General features: G+C 49.3%; 17 protein-coding genes. 11 read left to right on the top strand and 6 right to left on the bottom strand.

Annotation, left to right across the window (positions count from 1 at the left end; genetic code table 11):
* Nucleotides 1-3: 3 nt before the first annotated feature.
* Genes ACSHWX_RS01705 through ACSHWX_RS01695 form a run of 3 tightly spaced genes read left to right on the top strand, consistent with a single transcriptional unit; the run spans nt 4 to nt 2820 of the window.
* Complete coding sequence (locus tag ACSHWX_RS01705) at nt 4-1020, top strand: TRAP transporter substrate-binding protein (RefSeq protein ID WP_435666443.1); 1017 nt, start codon at nt 4-6, stop codon at nt 1018-1020.
* 4 nt (nt 1021-1024) lie between these two features.
* The gene (locus tag ACSHWX_RS01700; RefSeq protein WP_435666442.1) at nt 1025-1519 is read left to right on the top strand and encodes a TRAP transporter small permease; all 495 of its coding nucleotides are present in this window, start codon (nt 1025-1027) and stop codon (nt 1517-1519) included.
* Entirely contained in the window at nt 1516-2820 is a 1305-nt protein-coding gene (locus ACSHWX_RS01695; RefSeq protein WP_435666441.1) for a TRAP transporter large permease, read from the top strand. Before ACSHWX_RS01700 ends, ACSHWX_RS01695 begins: the two co-directional genes overlap by 4 nt.
* A 6-nt stretch (nt 2821-2826) precedes the next feature.
* On the opposite strand, the gene ACSHWX_RS01690 is transcribed toward ACSHWX_RS01695, so the two are convergent.
* A complete protein-coding gene (locus ACSHWX_RS01690; protein WP_435666440.1) occupies nt 2827-4044 on the bottom strand; it encodes a TIGR03862 family flavoprotein in 1218 nt (405 codons plus the stop codon).
* A 48-nt stretch (nt 4045-4092) separates the two neighbouring features.
* Complete coding sequence (locus ACSHWX_RS01685) at nt 4093-4965, bottom strand: MurR/RpiR family transcriptional regulator (protein ID WP_435666439.1); 873 nt, start codon at nt 4963-4965, stop codon at nt 4093-4095.
* A 147-nt stretch (nt 4966-5112) separates the two neighbouring features.
* Between ACSHWX_RS01685 and ACSHWX_RS01680 the strand changes: the two genes are divergently transcribed.
* From ACSHWX_RS01680 to ACSHWX_RS01645, 8 genes are all read left to right on the top strand, one after another.
* Nucleotides 5113-5880, top strand: coding sequence for an N-formylglutamate amidohydrolase (locus ACSHWX_RS01680; RefSeq protein WP_435666488.1), 768 nt, complete (start codon nt 5113-5115; stop codon nt 5878-5880).
* Entirely contained in the window at nt 5880-6386 is a 507-nt protein-coding gene (locus tag ACSHWX_RS01675; protein WP_435666438.1) for a TRAP transporter small permease subunit, read from the top strand. The genes ACSHWX_RS01680 and ACSHWX_RS01675 overlap by 1 nt, the downstream gene beginning before the upstream one ends.
* Nucleotides 6386-7708, top strand: a complete 1323-nt coding sequence (locus ACSHWX_RS01670) for a TRAP transporter large permease (protein ID WP_435666437.1) — start codon at nt 6386-6388, stop codon at nt 7706-7708. The genes ACSHWX_RS01675 and ACSHWX_RS01670 overlap by 1 nt, the downstream gene beginning before the upstream one ends.
* Nucleotides 7709-7763: 55 nt before the next feature.
* Complete coding sequence (locus ACSHWX_RS01665) at nt 7764-8798, top strand: TRAP transporter substrate-binding protein (RefSeq protein WP_435666436.1); 1035 nt, start codon at nt 7764-7766, stop codon at nt 8796-8798.
* A 91-nt stretch (nt 8799-8889) separates the two neighbouring features.
* On the top strand, nt 8890-10254 hold the full coding sequence (locus ACSHWX_RS01660; RefSeq protein WP_435666435.1) for a glutamine synthetase family protein: 1365 nt from the start codon (nt 8890-8892) through the stop codon (nt 10252-10254).
* 1 nt (nt 10255) lies between these two features.
* The gene (locus ACSHWX_RS01655) at nt 10256-11638 is read left to right on the top strand and encodes an aldehyde dehydrogenase family protein (protein ID WP_435666434.1); all 1383 of its coding nucleotides are present in this window, start codon (nt 10256-10258) and stop codon (nt 11636-11638) included.
* A gap of 6 nt (nt 11639-11644) precedes the next feature.
* The gene (locus tag ACSHWX_RS01650) at nt 11645-12790 is read left to right on the top strand and encodes an iron-containing alcohol dehydrogenase (protein WP_435666433.1); all 1146 of its coding nucleotides are present in this window, start codon (nt 11645-11647) and stop codon (nt 12788-12790) included.
* 168 nt (nt 12791-12958) lie between these two features.
* The gene (locus ACSHWX_RS01645; protein ID WP_435666432.1) at nt 12959-13753 is read left to right on the top strand and encodes a hypothetical protein; all 795 of its coding nucleotides are present in this window, start codon (nt 12959-12961) and stop codon (nt 13751-13753) included.
* A gap of 26 nt (nt 13754-13779) precedes the next feature.
* Here ACSHWX_RS01645 and ACSHWX_RS01640 read toward each other — a convergent pair whose 3' ends face one another.
* The 4 genes from ACSHWX_RS01640 to ACSHWX_RS01625 all read right to left on the bottom strand — a co-directional run bounded on the left by ACSHWX_RS01640 (nt 13780) and on the right by ACSHWX_RS01625 (nt 17753).
* Complete coding sequence (locus tag ACSHWX_RS01640) at nt 13780-14631, bottom strand: ABC transporter permease (RefSeq protein ID WP_435666431.1); 852 nt, start codon at nt 14629-14631, stop codon at nt 13780-13782.
* Between the two features lies 1 nt (nt 14632).
* Nucleotides 14633-15496 carry an ABC transporter permease gene (locus tag ACSHWX_RS01635; RefSeq protein ID WP_435666430.1) on the bottom strand — a complete coding sequence of 288 codons (864 nt, stop codon included), beginning with the start codon at nt 15494-15496 and terminating at the stop codon, nt 14633-14635.
* 1 nt (nt 15497) lies between these two features.
* The gene (locus ACSHWX_RS01630; protein ID WP_435666429.1) at nt 15498-16616 is read right to left on the bottom strand and encodes an ABC transporter ATP-binding protein; all 1119 of its coding nucleotides are present in this window, start codon (nt 16614-16616) and stop codon (nt 15498-15500) included.
* 69 nt (nt 16617-16685) lie between these two features.
* Nucleotides 16686-17753, bottom strand: a complete 1068-nt coding sequence (locus ACSHWX_RS01625) for an extracellular solute-binding protein (protein WP_435666428.1) — start codon at nt 17751-17753, stop codon at nt 16686-16688.
* Nucleotides 17754-18067: the final 314 nt, after the last annotated feature.

Genomic DNA, 18067 nt, shown 5'->3' with positions numbered 1-18067 from the left:
AATATGAGGCAGGAAACTGGATATTTGCGACGTTTTGCGGTCGCAGCCATTTCAACAGCGAGTATTATTGTAGGCACCACATTGGCAGGCGCTGCAGAGCTAAAAATTGCTCACTTTATGCCATCTACACATCCAATGGATAAAGGCGTGATGACGCCTTTGGCCGAACAATTATCTGCGGCAACCAATGGCGAGTTGACCATTCGGATTTATCCGGCTGGTGAGTTGGGCAAGGGCCCGGTTCAACAATATAAGCGGGTCGTAACTGGCGTTGCTGACATTGTTTTTGGCATTCCTGAATATACACCGAAACAGTTCAGCAAAACCGCCATGGTTCATTTGCCCGGCCTGTTCCCAGGTGGGGAAGCTGCAACTAACGCTCTATGGGACAATATCGGACTTATTGAGGACGAATACTCGCAAACCAAATTATTGGGCCTGTGGGCCAACAACCCGTCAGTGCTTATCACGCGAGATAAAGCGGTTCGCAGCGTTGCGGATATGCAGGGCATGAAAATTCGTACGCCAAATCCGGTGATGGCCGAGTTGGTCAAAGCATGGGGCGGTATTCCTGTGTCGATGCCAACAACGGATACCTATAACGCGATGAACACTGGTGTTATTGATGCGGTGATGATTGGGCCATCAGGCATTCGTTCTTATAAACTCAATGAAACCGCAAAATATGTCACCACCAACATTCCCTCAGCGCTCGATAGTTTTTATCTATTGATGAATAAATCCAGCTGGGAGAATTTAAGCGACGAGCACAAGGCCGCACTTGATGGGCTTGTTGGTCGCCACTTGAGTTTGCGCGGCGCACAAGCGTTTTATGAAGCGGGTAAATCTGGCCTTGATCTCGCCAAAGAAACGGGTGTTGAGCTGATCGAAATCGACGCTGATGCCGATAGTGAATTTAGGTCACAAATGCGGGGCGCGTTGAACGCTTTTATCGACAAAATCGGTAAAGAAAAGAACATTGATGCCCACGCGTTGGTCGATGCATTGGCTGGCAACTAATTCAATGTCACATGAAAAAATAAGCGCAACCGGACATACATTGTCCGGTTGGCGCAGTTGGGTTGAAGTGCCGCTGGTCATCAGCGGTGCTTTGATCGTTTTCGCGTTGATGGGACTATCGGTCAGTGATGCGTTGCTTCGTTCATTCCTCAACAAGCCGATTTTTGGTGCCAACGACTATTCGCAAATCCTTTTGTCGTTTTTGGTTTCAATCAGTTTGCCATTGTGTGTTTTGGCGGGTCGATTAATCGCGATCGACACGTTGTTGCTGATGCTACCCGCCGGTGTCCAGAAGGTGTTGGGGTGGGCAATTAGCATTTGCGGTTTTGTCATGCTCAGCTATTTGGCTTGGCGCGCATTCTCAAATGCGCTGGAGGCTGAGTTGTTTGGCGAAGCAACGCTGTTGATGCAGTTGCCGTTTGGTCCTTCTTATTATGCTGTTGCGGTTGGCTGTGCCATTGCCGCCTTGATGCTTTTGCTGGAAAGGGTATTGCCATGAGCCCCGAAATGTATGGTGTTCTGGGGTTTGCCGCCTTGTTTGGGTTTTTGGCCTCGGGCATGCCCGTTGCTGTTGCCTTGCTCATCGTTGGCTTTGTGGGCACGATCCTGTTGTCAGGTTTTCAAGCTGCGGCTTTTACCCTTAGCGGGCAGGCCTTCGCCACCGTCACCGTTTATGAACTCACCATTATCCCGCTGTTTATCTTGATGGGAAATCTAGCTTCTACAGCAGGTCTCAGCCGGGATTTGTTTGAGGCTGCCCATAAAATTGTCGGTCATTTACGCGGTGGATTGGCGGCAGCGACCATTGTTGGTTGTGCCGGATTTGCAGCATTATCTGGATCATCAATTGCCTCGGCAATCACGATGGGCAAAGTGGCATATCCGGAAATGCGTCGGTACAATTATGGTGCGCGACTTGCCACCGGTTCAATCGCAGCGGGGGGAACGCTTGGTATTCTCATTCCGCCATCAACGGGCTTCGTCATCTACGCTGTGCTCACCGAGGAATCAATTGGTCGATTGTTTATGGCGGGGGTTTTGCCCGGTATCTTGCTGACCACAATGTTCTTGATTGCCATAGCAATTGTAACATTTTTTTGGCCGGAAGAGGGACCACGGGGCCCCAAGTTCACAACAAAAGAAAAGCTTACCAGTCTGTTGCGTGCGACAGGTATCGGCACGATCATCTTGATCACAATTGGTGGTATTTATACAGGGTTCTTTACCCCAGTAGAGGCGGCCGGTGTGGGTGCATTTTTTGCCCTCATTATGCTGATCGTTCGCGGGCAATGCACAATCAAGAACCTTTATGATGTAAGCGCTGAAACGCTTAAAACGACGGGGATGGCGTTTTTCATTTTGATAGGGGCGAATGTTTTCGCGCCATTTGTTGCGCTTTCTCATCTACCGACGACAATTGCGGGTGCTGTTACCGGATTGGCCTTGGGGACATATGGCACATTGGCAATAATTCTTTTTGGCTATGTGATTTTGGGCATGTTCATCGAGGGCTTATCGCTTTTGGTCATCACGTTACCCATCGTTTTTCCGTTGGTTGTTGGCATGGGATTTGACCCGATATGGCTGGGTGTTGTGATGGTAATTGTTTTGGAAATGGGCCTTATTTCACCGCCGGTGGGGGTGAATGTGTTCATTGTGAAAAGTGTCGTGGCGGACGTGAAAATCGAAACCATATTTGCGGGTATTATGCCGTTTTGGTTGGCGATGATTGTTACGTTGGCGTTGATCGTAATCTTCCCCCAGATCGCACTTTTATTGCCAAACGCGATGTTTAACTAGCTTGGCTTAGCGGAATTGGTGCAGCCATTTGGCTGCGCCAATTCCCGCGGCTCTACCCGTGGCAAAACATGCGCTGAGCAGATAGCCACCAGTCGGCGCTTCCCAATCTATCATCTCGCCTGCAACGAATGTGCCGGGCTGCTTTTTGAGCATGTAGTTTTCGTTGAGTTCTGACCATTCAATGCCACCAGCCGTGGAGATCGCTTCTTCAATTGGCCGTGGCGCGACCACAGCTAAGTTGAGTGCTTTGATCTTTATTGCAAGTTGTTCTGGGTTCGCTTTGGCGGCTTCAGGAAACAACTCCCGCACGAGCGCGGCTTTTGCGCCCGTTAGTCGTGCGCCTTTGCGTAAACGATTGGAAAGGCTTTGTTTTGGGTTTTGCCTCTCAAGCGCGAGTTGGAGTTTTTCCACCACTCTATTTGGTGCAAGATCGATTGTTAGTGATGCTTCACCTTTGGTCTCTAGTTGGTCACGTAAGGGCGCTGCATGGGTGTAAATCAAACTACCTTCAATGCCAGATTTTCTTATGACAAATTCACCCTCAATCGCCGCTGCGTTCGTTAAAACCGTCACGTTTTTGACGGGGGTACCGGCAAATTTTTCTTGAAAATGGGTGCTCCAATTTACGTCAAACCCGCAGTTTGACGGGCGGAAAGTCGCAATCTTAATGTCGCGCCTTTCTAGCCATTGGACCCATTTGGCGTTCGACCCCAATTTTGGATAGGATGCGCCCCCCAATGCGAGAATGGTCACGTCAGCAGCAACACTCAACTCGCCGGATGGCGTTTCAAATCTGAGTTGCTCACCATCATATCCAAGCCATTTGTGCTTTGTTTTAAGCACCACACCTGCTTGATCCAGTCGTTTCAGCCAATTGCGCAAAAGCGGTGAGGCCTTCATCGCTTTGGGGAATACTCTACCGGATGACCCAACGAATGTTTCAGCGCCCAGCTCATCCGCCCACGTCTGAAGATCTGTTGGTGTGAAGGCGGTTAGGGCTGGCAGTAGATTTATAGATGCATTGCCAAACCTGTTTTTGAATTTTTCAAATGGCTCGGCATGGGTCAAATTAAGGCCCGACTTTCCAGCCCAAAGAAGCTTTCGAGCAGGGGAAGGCATCGCATCATAAATTGTGACCACGCAATCGCAGTCGATCAGCGCTTCTGCCGCCGCTAATCCAGCGGGGCCCGCTCCAATAATGGCGACATGTTTCTTGTTCGTCATAATGTTCATTTCGCTAAGGAGCGTGAGGAGTTTTCTGAAGTCGACTGATCAGGTGAATTTTCTGAAGAACCGCGTTTTGTCAAACATCACTTCGAGTTCTTCCATGCGGGCGCGGGTTTCGGGCCATGTGCGTTGTTGAACGTCAGCGATAATTGTTTCCATCAGCAACAATGTCGTCACCGAACTATCCCATGCGGATGGAACAACGATTTTGAGGCTAAATGTATGGTCAGCCAGTTTTGCGATGGGTGAAAGCCATTGGTCTGTAAACAGGACGATTTTTGCACCAGCTTCGGCAGCCATTTCAGCGAGCTTTAATGTAGAGGTTTCGTAACGACGAACATCGAATATCACCACCACATCATCTTTTTTTATGTCGAGCAAATAATGCGGCCACGCATTTGAAATGGCTTGGATATGGGTTACGTCTTTGCGCAAAACTTGCATGTGGAGAAAAAAATAGTCGGCAAGGGATCTGGTAATTCGACCGCCCACGATGAATAGCGGCTTGTCGGTATCGGCCAGCAGTTCGCAGGCGCTTTCGAACGTCTCAATATCCAGTTGGCCCAATGAGTGGCGCACATTTTCAAGCACGGCATCTGCAAATTTATTGACGATATGCTCGCCTGGTGCTTGATCTACCCAAGTGTCGTGCTTGGCAATCGGGTCGGAAATTGTTGCTTCAACTTCTTTGCGCAAAGCGGCTTGAAAACTGGGAAACCCTTTAAAACCAAGTTTTTGCACCAGCCGTGCAACCGTGGGGGTGGAAACACCCGCGTCTTTTGCAACCGCCGTGATGGAGCCTAGACCGGAGACAGGATAGTTTTCCATGAGAGAATGTGAGAGTTGACGCTCGGCTCTTGTCAAATGATCAAACTTACTCTGCAGCAGTTCTGCGACGGTGCTGGTACTTTCGGTCACTGTTAAATCTCCATTTCTCCCCGTTTATCAACAATTTGCTCAAATATGAAGAGAAGATTTCAGAATTGATATTGACAACTTAGATAGTTTTGAAGAAAAATATACAAACAGGGAGTGATTGTGAATTTTTCTACAGAATGGGCTGGTATGCGAGAAGAAACGTTCGATGCAGTTGAGTTGGTCAATGTGGCCGGACGTTCGTCTGTTCTTTTGATCTGTGAACACGCCGCCAACAATTTCCCTCGCCAATTTGCTGATCTTGGGCTTTCTGAAGAACTCAAAAAGTCTCATATCGCATGGGATCCGGGTGCCCGTGAGGTTAGCGTATACATGGGGGAACTGCTCGATGCACAAGTCATTCTAGGTAAAGTGTCCCGACTGATTTATGATTGCAATCGACCTCCAGAAGCGGTCGATGCGGTGCCAACGCATAGCGAGATTTTTGATGTGCCGGGAAATTTTGATCTATCCAGTGCAGACTATCAAGACCGTGTTGAGCGATGTTTTGTGCCGTTTTCTGACTTGGTGGCTAAGACCATCCGTTGGCATAAAGGCGACGCCGTCATTGTTACCATTCATAGTTTTACCCCTGTCTATAAAGGGGAAAACCGTGGCACTGAAATCGGTATCCTTTGTGACAGCGATGATCGGTTGGCCCGGAAAATGATGGAACTCTCATCGCAATACGCCGATTTCAAGTTTGCGTTAAATGAACCTTATGGACCAAAAGACGGTGTGACCTTTACGCTGAAAAAACACGGGGTCGAGAACGGTTTGCACAACGTGATGATAGAAGTGCGCAATGACTTGATTTCAACTGCTGACCAGCAACGCAGAATGGCAACAATACTCGCTGATCTTGTTACACGTTCATTGGCGCGACTTGATGCTGATGACGAAGTGGAGGGAAGTTGATGCTTTCATTCATGCGCAAATACATCAAGGTTGTTGATGCGGTGAATTATCGAATGGGCCGCATCATGATGTATTTCATATTCGTCATGGTCGCTATTCTGTTGTGGTCCTCTATTTCAAAGACGTTTTTTTTACCCTCTTTGTGGACGCTGGAAGTGGCGCAGTTTGCAATGGTTGCCTATTACGTTTTGGGCGGGCCTTACTCCATGCAGCAAGGTTCACATGTGCGTATGGACCTATTTTACGGTGCGTGGTCGGATAAAAAGAAAGCACAGATCGACGCGATCACGGTGCTGTTCCTAATCTTCTATCTCGGCGTGATGCTTTATGGCGCTTACGACAGCACCAGCTATTCATTTCAATACGGCGAGCGCAGTCCAACGGCCTGGCGTCCCTACATGTGGCCAGTCAAAGTCATCATGTGTTTCGGCATCTTTATGATGCTCTTGCAATCGATCTCTGAGTTGTTCAAGGACATTGCTACACTCAAAGGGGTGGAACTCTAATGTCCTATGAAATGATAGCGATATTCATGTTCGCATCGATGATGCTGATGATGTTCACCGGGCAACGTGTCTTTGCCGCAATCGGTGCGGTTGCTGCGATCGCTGCCATCTTCCTTTGGGGAACAGGCGGTTCGGATATTCCATTTTCGTCCGCGATGAAATTGATGAAATGGTATCCGCTTCTGACTTTGCCGATGTTCATTTTCATGGGCTACATCCTATCCGAAAGCAAGATCGCTGACGATTTGTACAAGATGTTCCATGTGTGGATGGGGCCTGTTCACGGTGGACTAGCAATCGGCACAATCGGCTTGATGGTACTGGTTTCTGCCATGAACGGTTTGTCGGTGGCTGGTATGGCCATTGGTGCCACGATCGCGCTGCCAGAATTGCTGCGCCGTGGCTACGATAAACGCATGGTCACGGGGGTTGTTCAGGCAGGTTCTTCACTTGGAATCTTAGTTCCGCCTTCGGTAGTGTTGGTGCTTTATGCAATGATTGCGCGCCAACCTGTGGGGCAACTGTGGCTTGCTGGTGTGTTCCCCGGATTACTAATGGCCGCGCTTTTCATTTTGTACATCTATATCCGGTGCAGAATTCAACCTGAGCTTGGCCCCGTTTTGCCAAAAGAAGAACGAGATGTTTCGACGGGCGAAAAATTCCGGCTGCTTGGTGCAGGACTTTTGCCGATTACAATCTTTGCAGCGATGATGGTGCCGTTCATCAATGGTTGGACGAGCCTTGTGGAAAGTTCTGCTATTGGCGCGATGACTGCCTTTCTAGCGGCAATCCTAAAAGGACGAATGAACCGCAAGGTGTTTGAAGTCTCGGTTCGCCAGACACTTTTGATCTCGTGCATGTTCATGTGGATTATTCTCGCTGCACTTGGATTTGGCGCTGTGTTCGACGGCCTTGGTGCTGTGCGTGCCATCGACAATTTGTTTACCGAGCAATTAGGCCTTAACCCTTGGGTCATTTTGATTTTGATGCAACTTTCATTTTTGATCATGGGTACGTTCCTTGATGACACCGCGATGCTGGTGATTGTGGCGCCGCTATACGTGCCTCTTGTGAAGGTGCTTGGTTTTGATCTTATTTGGTATGGCGTTTTGTATACGATCACGACGCAAATCGCCTACATGACGCCGCCATTTGGCTACAATCTGTTTTTGATGCGCGCGATGGCACCGCCGGAGATTACCCTTAAGGATATTTACGGCTCGATACTGCCGTTCGTATTGGTGATGCTTTTCGCGCTCACACTCATAATTCTATTCCCCCAGATCGCGCTCTGGTTACCCAATGCGGTCTACGGAAAATAACGACATAAAAGACCCAAGCAAATTGGGCTGGAAATGCAAAAACGAGGAGAATGAGATGACAACTAGACGTAAGTTTTTAACCGGCGCCGCACTTGCAGCCCCGGCCGCCGCTTTGGCCACTCCGGCGATAGCGCAATCTAAAATCCGATGGCGGATGCAAACATATGCTGGCTCAGCTTTGGGCGAACATGTGGTTAAACCTGCCATTGATGCATTCAATAAAGTTGCTGGCGATGAGATGGAAATCGAATTGTTCTACGCAGATCAGCTGGTGCCAACGGGCGAATTGTTCCGGGCCATGCAAAAGGGCACAATCGACGCTGTGCAGTCAGACGACGATTCAATGGCGTCGCCGACAGAAGTTACAGTATTTGGCGGCTATTTTCCGTTTGCTAGTCGCTATTCGCTCGATGTACCTGTGCTGTTCAACCAATATGGTTTGAACGAGATTTGGGACGAAGAATATTCAAAAGTTGGTGTGAAACATTTGTCAGCTGGTGCATGGGACCCATGTCACTTTGCAACTAAAGACCCAATCCGTAGTCTCGCCGATCTAAGAGGTAAGCGCGTGTTTACGTTCCCAACAGCTGGTCGTTTCTTGAGCCAGTTTGGGGTGGTTCCTGTAACACTGCCTTGGGAAGATATCGAGGTTGCTGTACAAACCGGCGAGCTCGACGGTATTGCTTGGTCTGGCATCACAGAGGATTACACTGTCGGCTGGGCAGATGTGACGAATTACTTCCTCACCAACAATATTTCTGGCGCATGGGCCGGTTCGTTCTTTGCGAATATGGATCGCTACAACGAATTGCCTGATCACTTGAAGCAGTTGCTGCAACTGGCAATGGACAGTTCTCACTACTATCGTCAATGGTGGTATTGGGGTGGTGAAGCATCGCTTCGGGTTAATGGTCCTAAGATGGAATTGACTTCAATTCCAGATGAAGAATGGGCAACCGTTGAAAGTGCTGCACTTAAGTTCTGGGATGAGATTGCTGCAGAGTCTCCTACCAAAGCTAAAGTTGTTGAAATTTTCAAAAAATACAATGCGGATATGACCAAAGCTGGCCGTCCGTATCGTTACAGCTAATTCTACCGTCTCGGGGCTGCATCGTTGTGGTTCCGGGACATTTTCCTTTACAGTTCATTCCGAAATGAACTCGATCTAATTGGACGTGAGTATGCCGGGAAATCTATCTTTTGAAAAACTAAAGAGCCAAGTTGCGAGCGGTGAAATTGACACTGTGATTGTTGCTTTTCCCGACATGCAGGGCCGGTTGATGGGCAAGCGTTTTCATGCCGCTCATTTTGTTGATAGCGCGTGGGAAGAAACCCATTGCTGCAACTATTTGCTGGCGACGGATTTGGAAATGTTTACCGTTGAGGGCTATGCGGCTACCAGCTGGCAGTCAGGCTATGGCGATTATGTGATGAAGCCAGATTTGTCCACATTGCGGCCTGTGCCTTGGCTTGATGGAACGGCGATGGTTTTGTGTGATGTGCTTGATCATCATACCCATGAAGAGATTTCCCATTCGCCACGGGCGATGCTGAAGAAACAAATTGCCCGATTGGAAGCGTTGGGCCTATCCGCGATGATGGCGACGGAGCTTGAGTTCTTTTTGTTCGAAAACAGCTTTGACGACGTACGCAAATCCGGTTTTCGAGATTTGAAGCCGATCAGTGGTTACAACGAAGATTATCATATTTTACAAACGACCAAGGAAGAGGTGGTGATGCGTCCATTGCGCAACCATCTTTATGCGGCGGGTATCCCCATTGAGAACTCCAAGGGCGAAGCAGAAGCGGGCCAGGAAGAACTCAACATTCGCTACGGTGCGGCGTTAGATTGTGCGGATCATCACACAATAGCTAAACATGCGACCAAGGAAATTGCTTGGCAGCAGGGGCACGCGGCGACGTTTTTACCCAAATGGCATCGTGACCGGGTGGGCAGTTCTTCCCACGTTCATCAATCACTTTGGAAGGACGGGGCCAATGTGTTCTTCGATCCGGATGCTGAGTTGGGTATGTCTGAATTGATGCGTCACTATATGGCGGGTTTGATCAGATACGCGCCTGAATATACCTATTTCTTGGCGCCCTATATCAACAGCTATAAACGGTTCCAAAAAGGCACTTTTGCGCCGACCAAAACAGTGTGGTCGGTTGATAATCGCACGGCTGGTTTCCGACTATGTGGCGATGGTACAAAAGCGGTGCGTGTGGAATGCCGGATCGGTGGATCTGACCTGAACCCTTATCTGGCGTTGGCCGTACAATTGGCTGCGGGACTTAAGGGGATTGAAGAAAAACTCGAACTCGCACCACCATCAACGGGCGACATTTATGCGGACAAAGACGCTGGAGAAATTCCACAAACATTGCGCGATGCAGCCGTCACCCTAAAGGGGTCAAAGATGCTGCGTGATGCGTTTGGTGATGAGGTTGTTGCCCATTATGTGCGGGCAGCTGAGTGGGAACAGGAAGAATTTGACCAGGTGGTGACGGATTATGAAATCGCCCGGGGATTTGAAAGAGCCTAAAATGACGAACAGAGTTAAATGTATTTCTCCCATTGATGGGTCGGTTTATGCTGAGCGTACCTTGCTGAGTGAGAGCGAAGCGAGCGCTGCGGTTCATGCCGCCTCGGCTGCACAAAAGGCTTGGGCTGCGCGTCCACTGGATGAACGAATTGCACTTGTCCAAGCTGGCGTAAAAAAAGTCGGCGAGATGAACGACCAAGTTGTTGAAGAACTTGCATGGCAAATGGGACGTCCTGTGCGTTATGGAGGTGAATTTGGCGGCTTTAACGAGCGTGCTTCTCACATGGCAAAAATCGCGCCTGACGCTTTAGCCCCGATTGAAGTTGAAGATAGTGACAGTTTCAACCGCTATATTGAGCGTGTGCCCCATGGTGTGGTGCTGGTTGTGGCCCCCTGGAACTATCCCTATATGACCGCCATCAATTCGGTGGCGCCGGCCTTGATCTCAGGGAACGCGGTGATGCTTAAGCATGCGTCGCAAACATTGTTGGTGGGCGAACGAATGGCACAAGCTTTTCATGCTGTTGGCATCCCCAAAGATGTCTTCCAGAACGTATTTTTAAGCCACGACACAACATCCTCGTTGATCGCAGCGAAGTCATTTGGCTTTGTGAACTTTACGGGCTCTGTTGGTGGCGGACAGGCGATGGAACGTGCTGCTGCAGGCACCTTCACGGGTGTCGGTACAGAACTTGGCGGCAAAGACCCCGGCTATGTGATGGACGATGCGGACCTAGATGCAGCGGTTGAGACGCTGATTGATGGCGCAATGTTCAACTCTGGGCAATGTTGCTGCGGCATTGAACGCATCTATGTGGTTGAGAGTTTGTTCGATGAGTTTGTCGCCAAGGCCGTGAAGATTGTTTCTGGTTATAAGTTGGGCAATCCGCTTGATCAGGAAACAACCCTTGGTCCGATGGCCCATGTGCGATTTGCCAACGAGGTCAGGGCGCAAACAAATGAGGCTATTGCTGCAGGCGCAAAGCCTTTGATCGATCCAGCATTGTTCCCAGAAGATGATGGTGGCGCTTATCTGATGCCCCAAATTCTGGTGGATGTGGATCATTCGATGCGGGTCATGCGGGACGAAAGCTTTGGCCCAGTTGTTGGCATTATGAAAGTCAAAGATGACGCAGAGGCGATCCAATTGATGAACGACAGTGAGTTTGGGCTTACCGCTTCATTGTGGACCAGAGATGTTGAACGCGCTCGACAGGTCGGGTCCGAAATCGAAACCGGCACAGTGTTTATGAACCGTGCTGACTATCTTGATCCGGCCCTTTGTTGGACCGGTTGCAAAAACACCGGACGCGGCGGGGGTCTCTCAGTGATCGGGTATCACAATCTAACGCGTCCAAAATCATACCATCTAAAGAAGGCGTAACGCGTAATGTTGTTGCAAGGAAACTGGAATTACCCAACCCCCATCCGTTTTGGTGCGGGCCGCATCTCAGAAATTGCTGACGCGTGCGCCGCCGTTGGCATCAAGAAACCTTTGCTGGTGAGTGACAAAGGATTGGCTAACTTGCCGATTACCACCAACACGCTGGACTTGTTGGAAGCGGCTGGCCTTGGCCGGGCCATGTTCTCTAAAGTTGATCCGAACCCCAACGAATTGAACGCCGAAGCAGGGCTCAAGCAATATCGTGAGGGTGGCCACGACGGGGTGATTGCGTTCGGCGGTGGTTCAGCTTTGGACTTGGGCAAAGTCATTGCCTTTATGTCCGGTCAAACGCGCCCGCTTTGGGATTTCGAAGATGTTGGCGATTGGTGGACACGCGCCGATGTTGATGGCATTGCGCCAATCGTTGCGGTGCCAACAACGGCAGGCACGGGTTCTGAGGTCGGTCGCGCGTCGATCATCACCAATTCGGAGACGCATGAAAAAAAGATCATCTTCCACCCGAAAATTCTGCCCTCAGTGGTGATCTGCGATCCAGAACTTTCTATTGGCATGCCAGGCTTCATAACGGCAGGCACAGGCATGGACGCGTTTGCGCACTGTTTGGAGGCGTTCTGTTCTCCCCACTATCACCCGATGAGCCAAGGTATTGCGCTTGAGGGTATGCGGTTGGTGAAAGAGTATTTACCTCGTGCTTATGCAAACGGGTCTGACATTGAAGCGCGGGCGCACATGATGTCTGCTGCAGCGATGGGCTCAACCGCCTTCCAAAAAGGCCTTGGGGCCATTCATGCGCTATCTCACCCGATCGGCGCAGTACACAACACCCACCATGGCACGACCAACGCTGTTGTGATGCAGCCCGTGCTAACGTTCAACCGCTCTGCGGTCGAAGGCCGACTTACAACTGCGGCGAACTATCTTGGCATTAATGGCGGGTATGAGGGCTTTTATGCCTATGTCGGTGAGCTGAATGACAGCCTTGGTATTCCCAAGAACCTCACAGAACTTGGTGTTATTAATCCAGACCTAGAAAAACTCACAAAATCCGCCCTGCAAGACCCGAGCACCGGCGGAAATCCTGTTGAAATGAACGACGACAACACGCTTGAACTATTGAAAGCCTGTTTCTAATCCCTAGGGCTAGACCCAAGCCGTTTCTTATGCGGTTTAACTTGAGCTGGCCCCTTGGGGTCAGCTTTTTTTGTGCCGAAACCTTTTCAATTTGATTTGTAGATTGCCTGGCTTTGCCGAAATGCTGCCAGCGTGCCAATATCCTTGGGAACATTTTGGGAGGATAATATGGAAAAGCAATATTCAGAACATCAAATTGATCACTTCTTATATCTCGTTAATGAAGTTGAAAACGCCCATGAACTGGTATGCCACTTGGCTTTGGATCAGCCAAAAGGCGAGTTGGAAATAGCTGAAAAGCTGATTGCGGTGCGAGATCAAACAGGCGCTATTTGGTCCATGGAGCAGATTGAAACACTGCTTTCAGAAAGTCCAATATTTTATAATGCGGCAATACGTGAGGCGCGGCATCCATTTTTGATTTCTGCCCCGTCCGCCATTTCACTCATGACCAGTTTGCCTGTCGTTTTTACAACCGGCGTCTTCTTCAAAATTGATTGGGGTGCATGGCCCAAAGGGTGGGGTGATGTTAAGTCGCATTTTGCGATTGAAGTTTTCTTTAAACAACGTGAACTGCAAGATCGCCTCGATCGGGCGGAACGTCAGGTGAAACTGGCGCAAGCTCACCTAGATAAGGCTATGAAAGATCATCCCAACGATCCAGAGCACCGAGATGTGTGGGATGCCAAAGTTGCCATTGACGGAGCAAAAAAACGCAAAAAAGAGCTCAAACGAGAAATTGAACAGCTTAAAAATGCAATGGGCAAAGGCGATCACAAGAAAGCTTGGAAGATTGTGAAAGCCAATATTACAGACAAGCTTGTTAAATTGCGGCGTGAACTAAAAGGCATAACTGGAGATACGGATAAAGACAAAGCTGAGCGGGCAAAGCTCAACAAAGACATTGCGCGGCATGAGGGTGAAATTTACGACGCGGAAACCGAAGTTGAAAAATTGAAGTAGAGCTCAAATAGGGCCGGCCAAGTTGGTCAGCCCCGTTTTTGGAACAGTAACGACGCCAGTCCAATCAGGGCTGAGACCACAATCAACAATAGCGAAACCGCGTTGAGCACTGGAGTGGAACCCTGCTTCAACCGGTCAAACATGGTGATGGTCAATGGCGCATCTGAGCCGACCAACATCAATGTCGTATTGAAGTTTTCAAAGCTCATCAGCACGGCAACAACTCCAGCACCGGCAATAGCTGGCATCAAAAAGGGCAGGGTGATCTGGCGCACTGCGCCCCATTTACTCGCACCCAAATTCAACGCTGCTTCTTCAAGTGATCGATCAAATTTTTCAAGGCGTGCTGAGATTACCAATGTTGCGAAAGTCGCAATGAAACTGAATTGACCAAGGATCACCATTGGCAAGCCTGGCCGTAATCCGTCGAACCATAAGCCCGTAGCACTTTCCAAATTGTTTGCGACGGTATTTGAAAACACCAAAATCGAAATGCCCAAAATAATGCCCGGAATGATGAGCGGCAACAGCATCAAGATATAGAGGAGTTCTTTGAACTTGAAGCTATAGCGAACGAACAGAAACGCGTTTGTGGTGCCCACTGCAATTGACATCAACGACACCCAGAAGGCGACGAACAATGACGTGCCGATGGAGCGGATAATCGGACGTTCGTTAAAGACGCCAATATAGGGTGCTTCATTGCCAAAAAACCATGCCCAAGTGAACCCATCCCATGGAAGGGATGGGAACACGCTGTCGTTGAAAGCAAACGCGCACACCACCGTTAGTGGCAATGCCAGATAGATGAAAAACAAAATGATGTAAGCGCGGTATGTCCACGCAAATGCTTTTGATTGTGGGATTGTTGCGATCATCTTATTGCCCCACAGTGTCGGTTAGAGATTGGCGAGAGAGCTTAAGCCCAACCCAAACAATCGTTGATGACAAAGCCAACAATAGGAACCCGAATGCGGAACCTAACTCCCAATTGAAGCGGGTGATGAATTGACTATAGATCAGTCCGGTGAACCACAGGCTGTCTTTGCCGCCCAAAAGAATTGGCGTGAGGTAATTGCCCAGCGAAAGCATGAACACCACAATGCAGCCCGAAACGATGCCGGGCATGGCGTGGGGGATGATGATCTCGCGTAAAATGGAAATGCCATTTCCACCCAAATCATATCCAGCTTCGATCAAGCTGTCATCCAAACTATCAAGCGTTGTGACGAGCGGTACGACCATGAACAACATGGACGTGTAGACCAACCCGATCATAATCGCTGCATCATTGTACAAGAACTCAACCGGCCCAGATACGATGCCTAAATATTGTAGGAGACTGGAAAATATACCTGTTTCGCGCAGCAAAATCATCCAGCCAAATGTGCGCACCAACTCGGAAACCCAAAAGGGAATGAGGCACATCAAAAATAGAGTTGTCTTTGTCCGGCCGCGGGTCAATTTTGCAATGTAATAGGCAACGGGGAACCCAATGATGAGGGTTAGGAACGTCGCAGATATCGACATAAAGGCCGTGCGCGCGAAAGTGTTCCAATAAAGCGGCTCGGTGAAAAACACCATATAGTTGCCAAGGCCCGTGACATATTGCCGGACACCGGTTTTTACGCTGATCGACACCAAAAACATGCCGATATGGGGAATGATGATGAGCATCAGCAGCCACAACATCAATGGTGCCATCAAAAGGTATAGACCAAGTTTGGATTGCGTGTTTGTCATATCACGCACCCACTGCGTAACATCTGGTTTGCGATGCTTCCCAGCCAATGTGAACCTTGTCACCCTTATTGAGGTCGCGGAACTCGCCAGTTTGTGGAATGGCGACGTTCATCTCGCCACCGGATTTTTCTTCACGCAAAATGATGTGGCTGTTCGCGCCATTGAATAAGATGTTTTCAACAATGCCAGTGTTCAGGTTTTCAATGCCACCAAATTTGCCTGCATCCACTGAAAGCCGCACTGCTTCTGGTCGCACAAACACTTCCGCTTTGTCGCCTTTGGAAAGCGATGATGTCGGGCTGATGCCTTTAAGCTCCATCCCGTCTGCTGTCACCAACGTTACCGCGTCACCAAATGCTGCGTCGACGGTGGCGCTATATTTATTGGCCTCACCAACAAATCCAGCCACAAAGGCGGTATTGGGTTTGTGATAGAGTTCACGAGCGGTGCCGACCTGTTCAAACTCGCCTTGGTTCATCACCGCAATTTGGTCGCTCATCACAAGCGCCTCAGATTGGTCGTGGGTGATATAGACAAATGTTGTGCCGAATTCGGATTGAAGCGTTTTAAGCTCGATTTTCATGTGCTCGCGCAGCTTTAAATCAAGCGCTCCAAGCGGTTCGTCCAGCAACAGAACATCGGGTTCGAGCACCATGCAGCGGGCGATAGCGACGCGTTGTTTTTGCCCGCCAGAAAGTTGATTGATTTGCCGTGTGCCGACGCCGGGCAATCCGACGCGCTCCAATACGGTTGCAACACGTTTGGCGATGTCTTCGCGGGGCACGCCGCGCTGCCGTAGTCCAAAGCCGACATTTGCTTCAATGTTCATCATTGGGAACAGAGCAAGATGTTGAAAAACCATGGAAACCGGGCGCTTGTTCGGTGCAACCCCGATCATTGATTTGCCCTTGATCAGCAAGTCGCCGCTTGTGGCTTCTTGGAAGCCGGCTATCATGCGCAAGAGGGTTGTTTTGCCACAGCCCGAAGGGCCAAGAATTGAAAAGAAGGTGCCAGTTGGAACGTTGAAGCTGACATCCTTTACTGCTCGAAAATCATCAAAGCTTTTGTTGATTTCTTTGCACTCAAGGTCGAATTGCGAATTGGCTTCAAACTGGTTCATATATGCTCCGGCGATAGAAGAAGAGGCGCGAATTCGCGCCTCTTCAAACATTTAGACTTATTGGGCAGATTACTTAGCCGCGTTTACGCGATCAAGAACTGCACCTTCAAGTGTTTCAAGGTTAGCAGGAACCGTTGGGTACCACTTGATGTTGTCGATTTCTTCTTGGTGATAGCTTGCCTGATAGCGCGCTTTCAAAGCATCATCAACACCAGCATCGCCACCTTGAGACGCTGTAAAGTTGCCAGCTGCAGTTGTGATCATCGCTGCAACCTCTGGGCGCATAACGAAGTTGATCCACGCATAGGCGGCCTCATCAGCACGACCACGTTTTGGCATTGCGAATGTATCGATCCAGCCTAGTGCGCCAGATGTTGGTGCAACAAAGGTGATGTCTGGATTGTCAGCATTCAAAGACCAACCGCCTGTATCCCAAGCCATTGCCGCAACAACTTCGCCTGAACGAAGGAGGTTTTTGATCTCGTCGCCGCCACCCCAGTAGGTTTTTACGTTTGACTTACATTCGATCAATTTGGCTTCAACTTGAGCCAATATGTCTTTGTATGCTGCTTCGTCATTATAAGCTGCGAATGGATCAAGACCCATTGAGAATGCGAAACCAATTAGTGTTGGGCGTTTTAGGCGGTAAGAAACTTTGCCTGCAACTGAAGGATCACATAGGTCAGTGTAATCTTTAACCTGACCAGCCATTGCAGTATTTACGACAAGACCTGATGTGCCCCAAACGTGCGGTAGACCGTAAACATCACCATCGATCATGGTGTTGCCTTTGGTGGCTGCCAACATTGATGGAATGAATTGGCTTGTGTCGATTTTTGATAGATCGATTGGCTTGTAGATTTCAAATTCTGCCTGCGCACCTGCGATCCGGTCTTGGCTTGGCTGTGCCAAATCAAAGCCACCGCCATTTGTGGCGCGCAATTTGGCAACCATTTCTTCGTTGTTTGATTTGGTCACTTCAACGGTGTGGCCGGTTTCTTTTTCAAACATTTCGACGACATTTTCCGGTGCATAGCCGCCCCATGTCAACAAACGTAGGGTTTCAGCTTGTGCTGCAGACATCGAAATTGCACCCGCTGCGAGCAGCGCGATGCCTGATGATAGAATCTTGTTCATGATTTCTCTCCACTTGAAGAAGCCGTTAGATACCAGCATTGTTGCGGTCTTGGCCTTTATTATCGTTGCGTCAACAAAATAACGCCGCGCAGAGACATAATCTGCCTGCATAGCACTTTTGTGACGGTCTGAAGATGTTCCTTCATGTGGCATGCCGCTGTCAAGATTTTGTCATAGAATAATTTTCAGCTCGATCCTTTCTGAACGGTTTTGTTCAGTTCGGGTGGACGCCAATGTTGGCGGGACAATTTAGTCAGATGTTATGATTGCAAGTAGAATTGAAGAATTATCCCCGTGCTTGACGGGGATAAACA

This window comes from Maritalea sp., from assembly GCF_051251695.1.
In the GTDB taxonomy this organism is placed as follows: Bacteria; Pseudomonadota; Alphaproteobacteria; order Rhizobiales; family Devosiaceae; genus Maritalea.
Note: the sequence above shows the minus strand (reverse complement) of the source record. Positions and strands in the feature narration are given on the sequence as shown.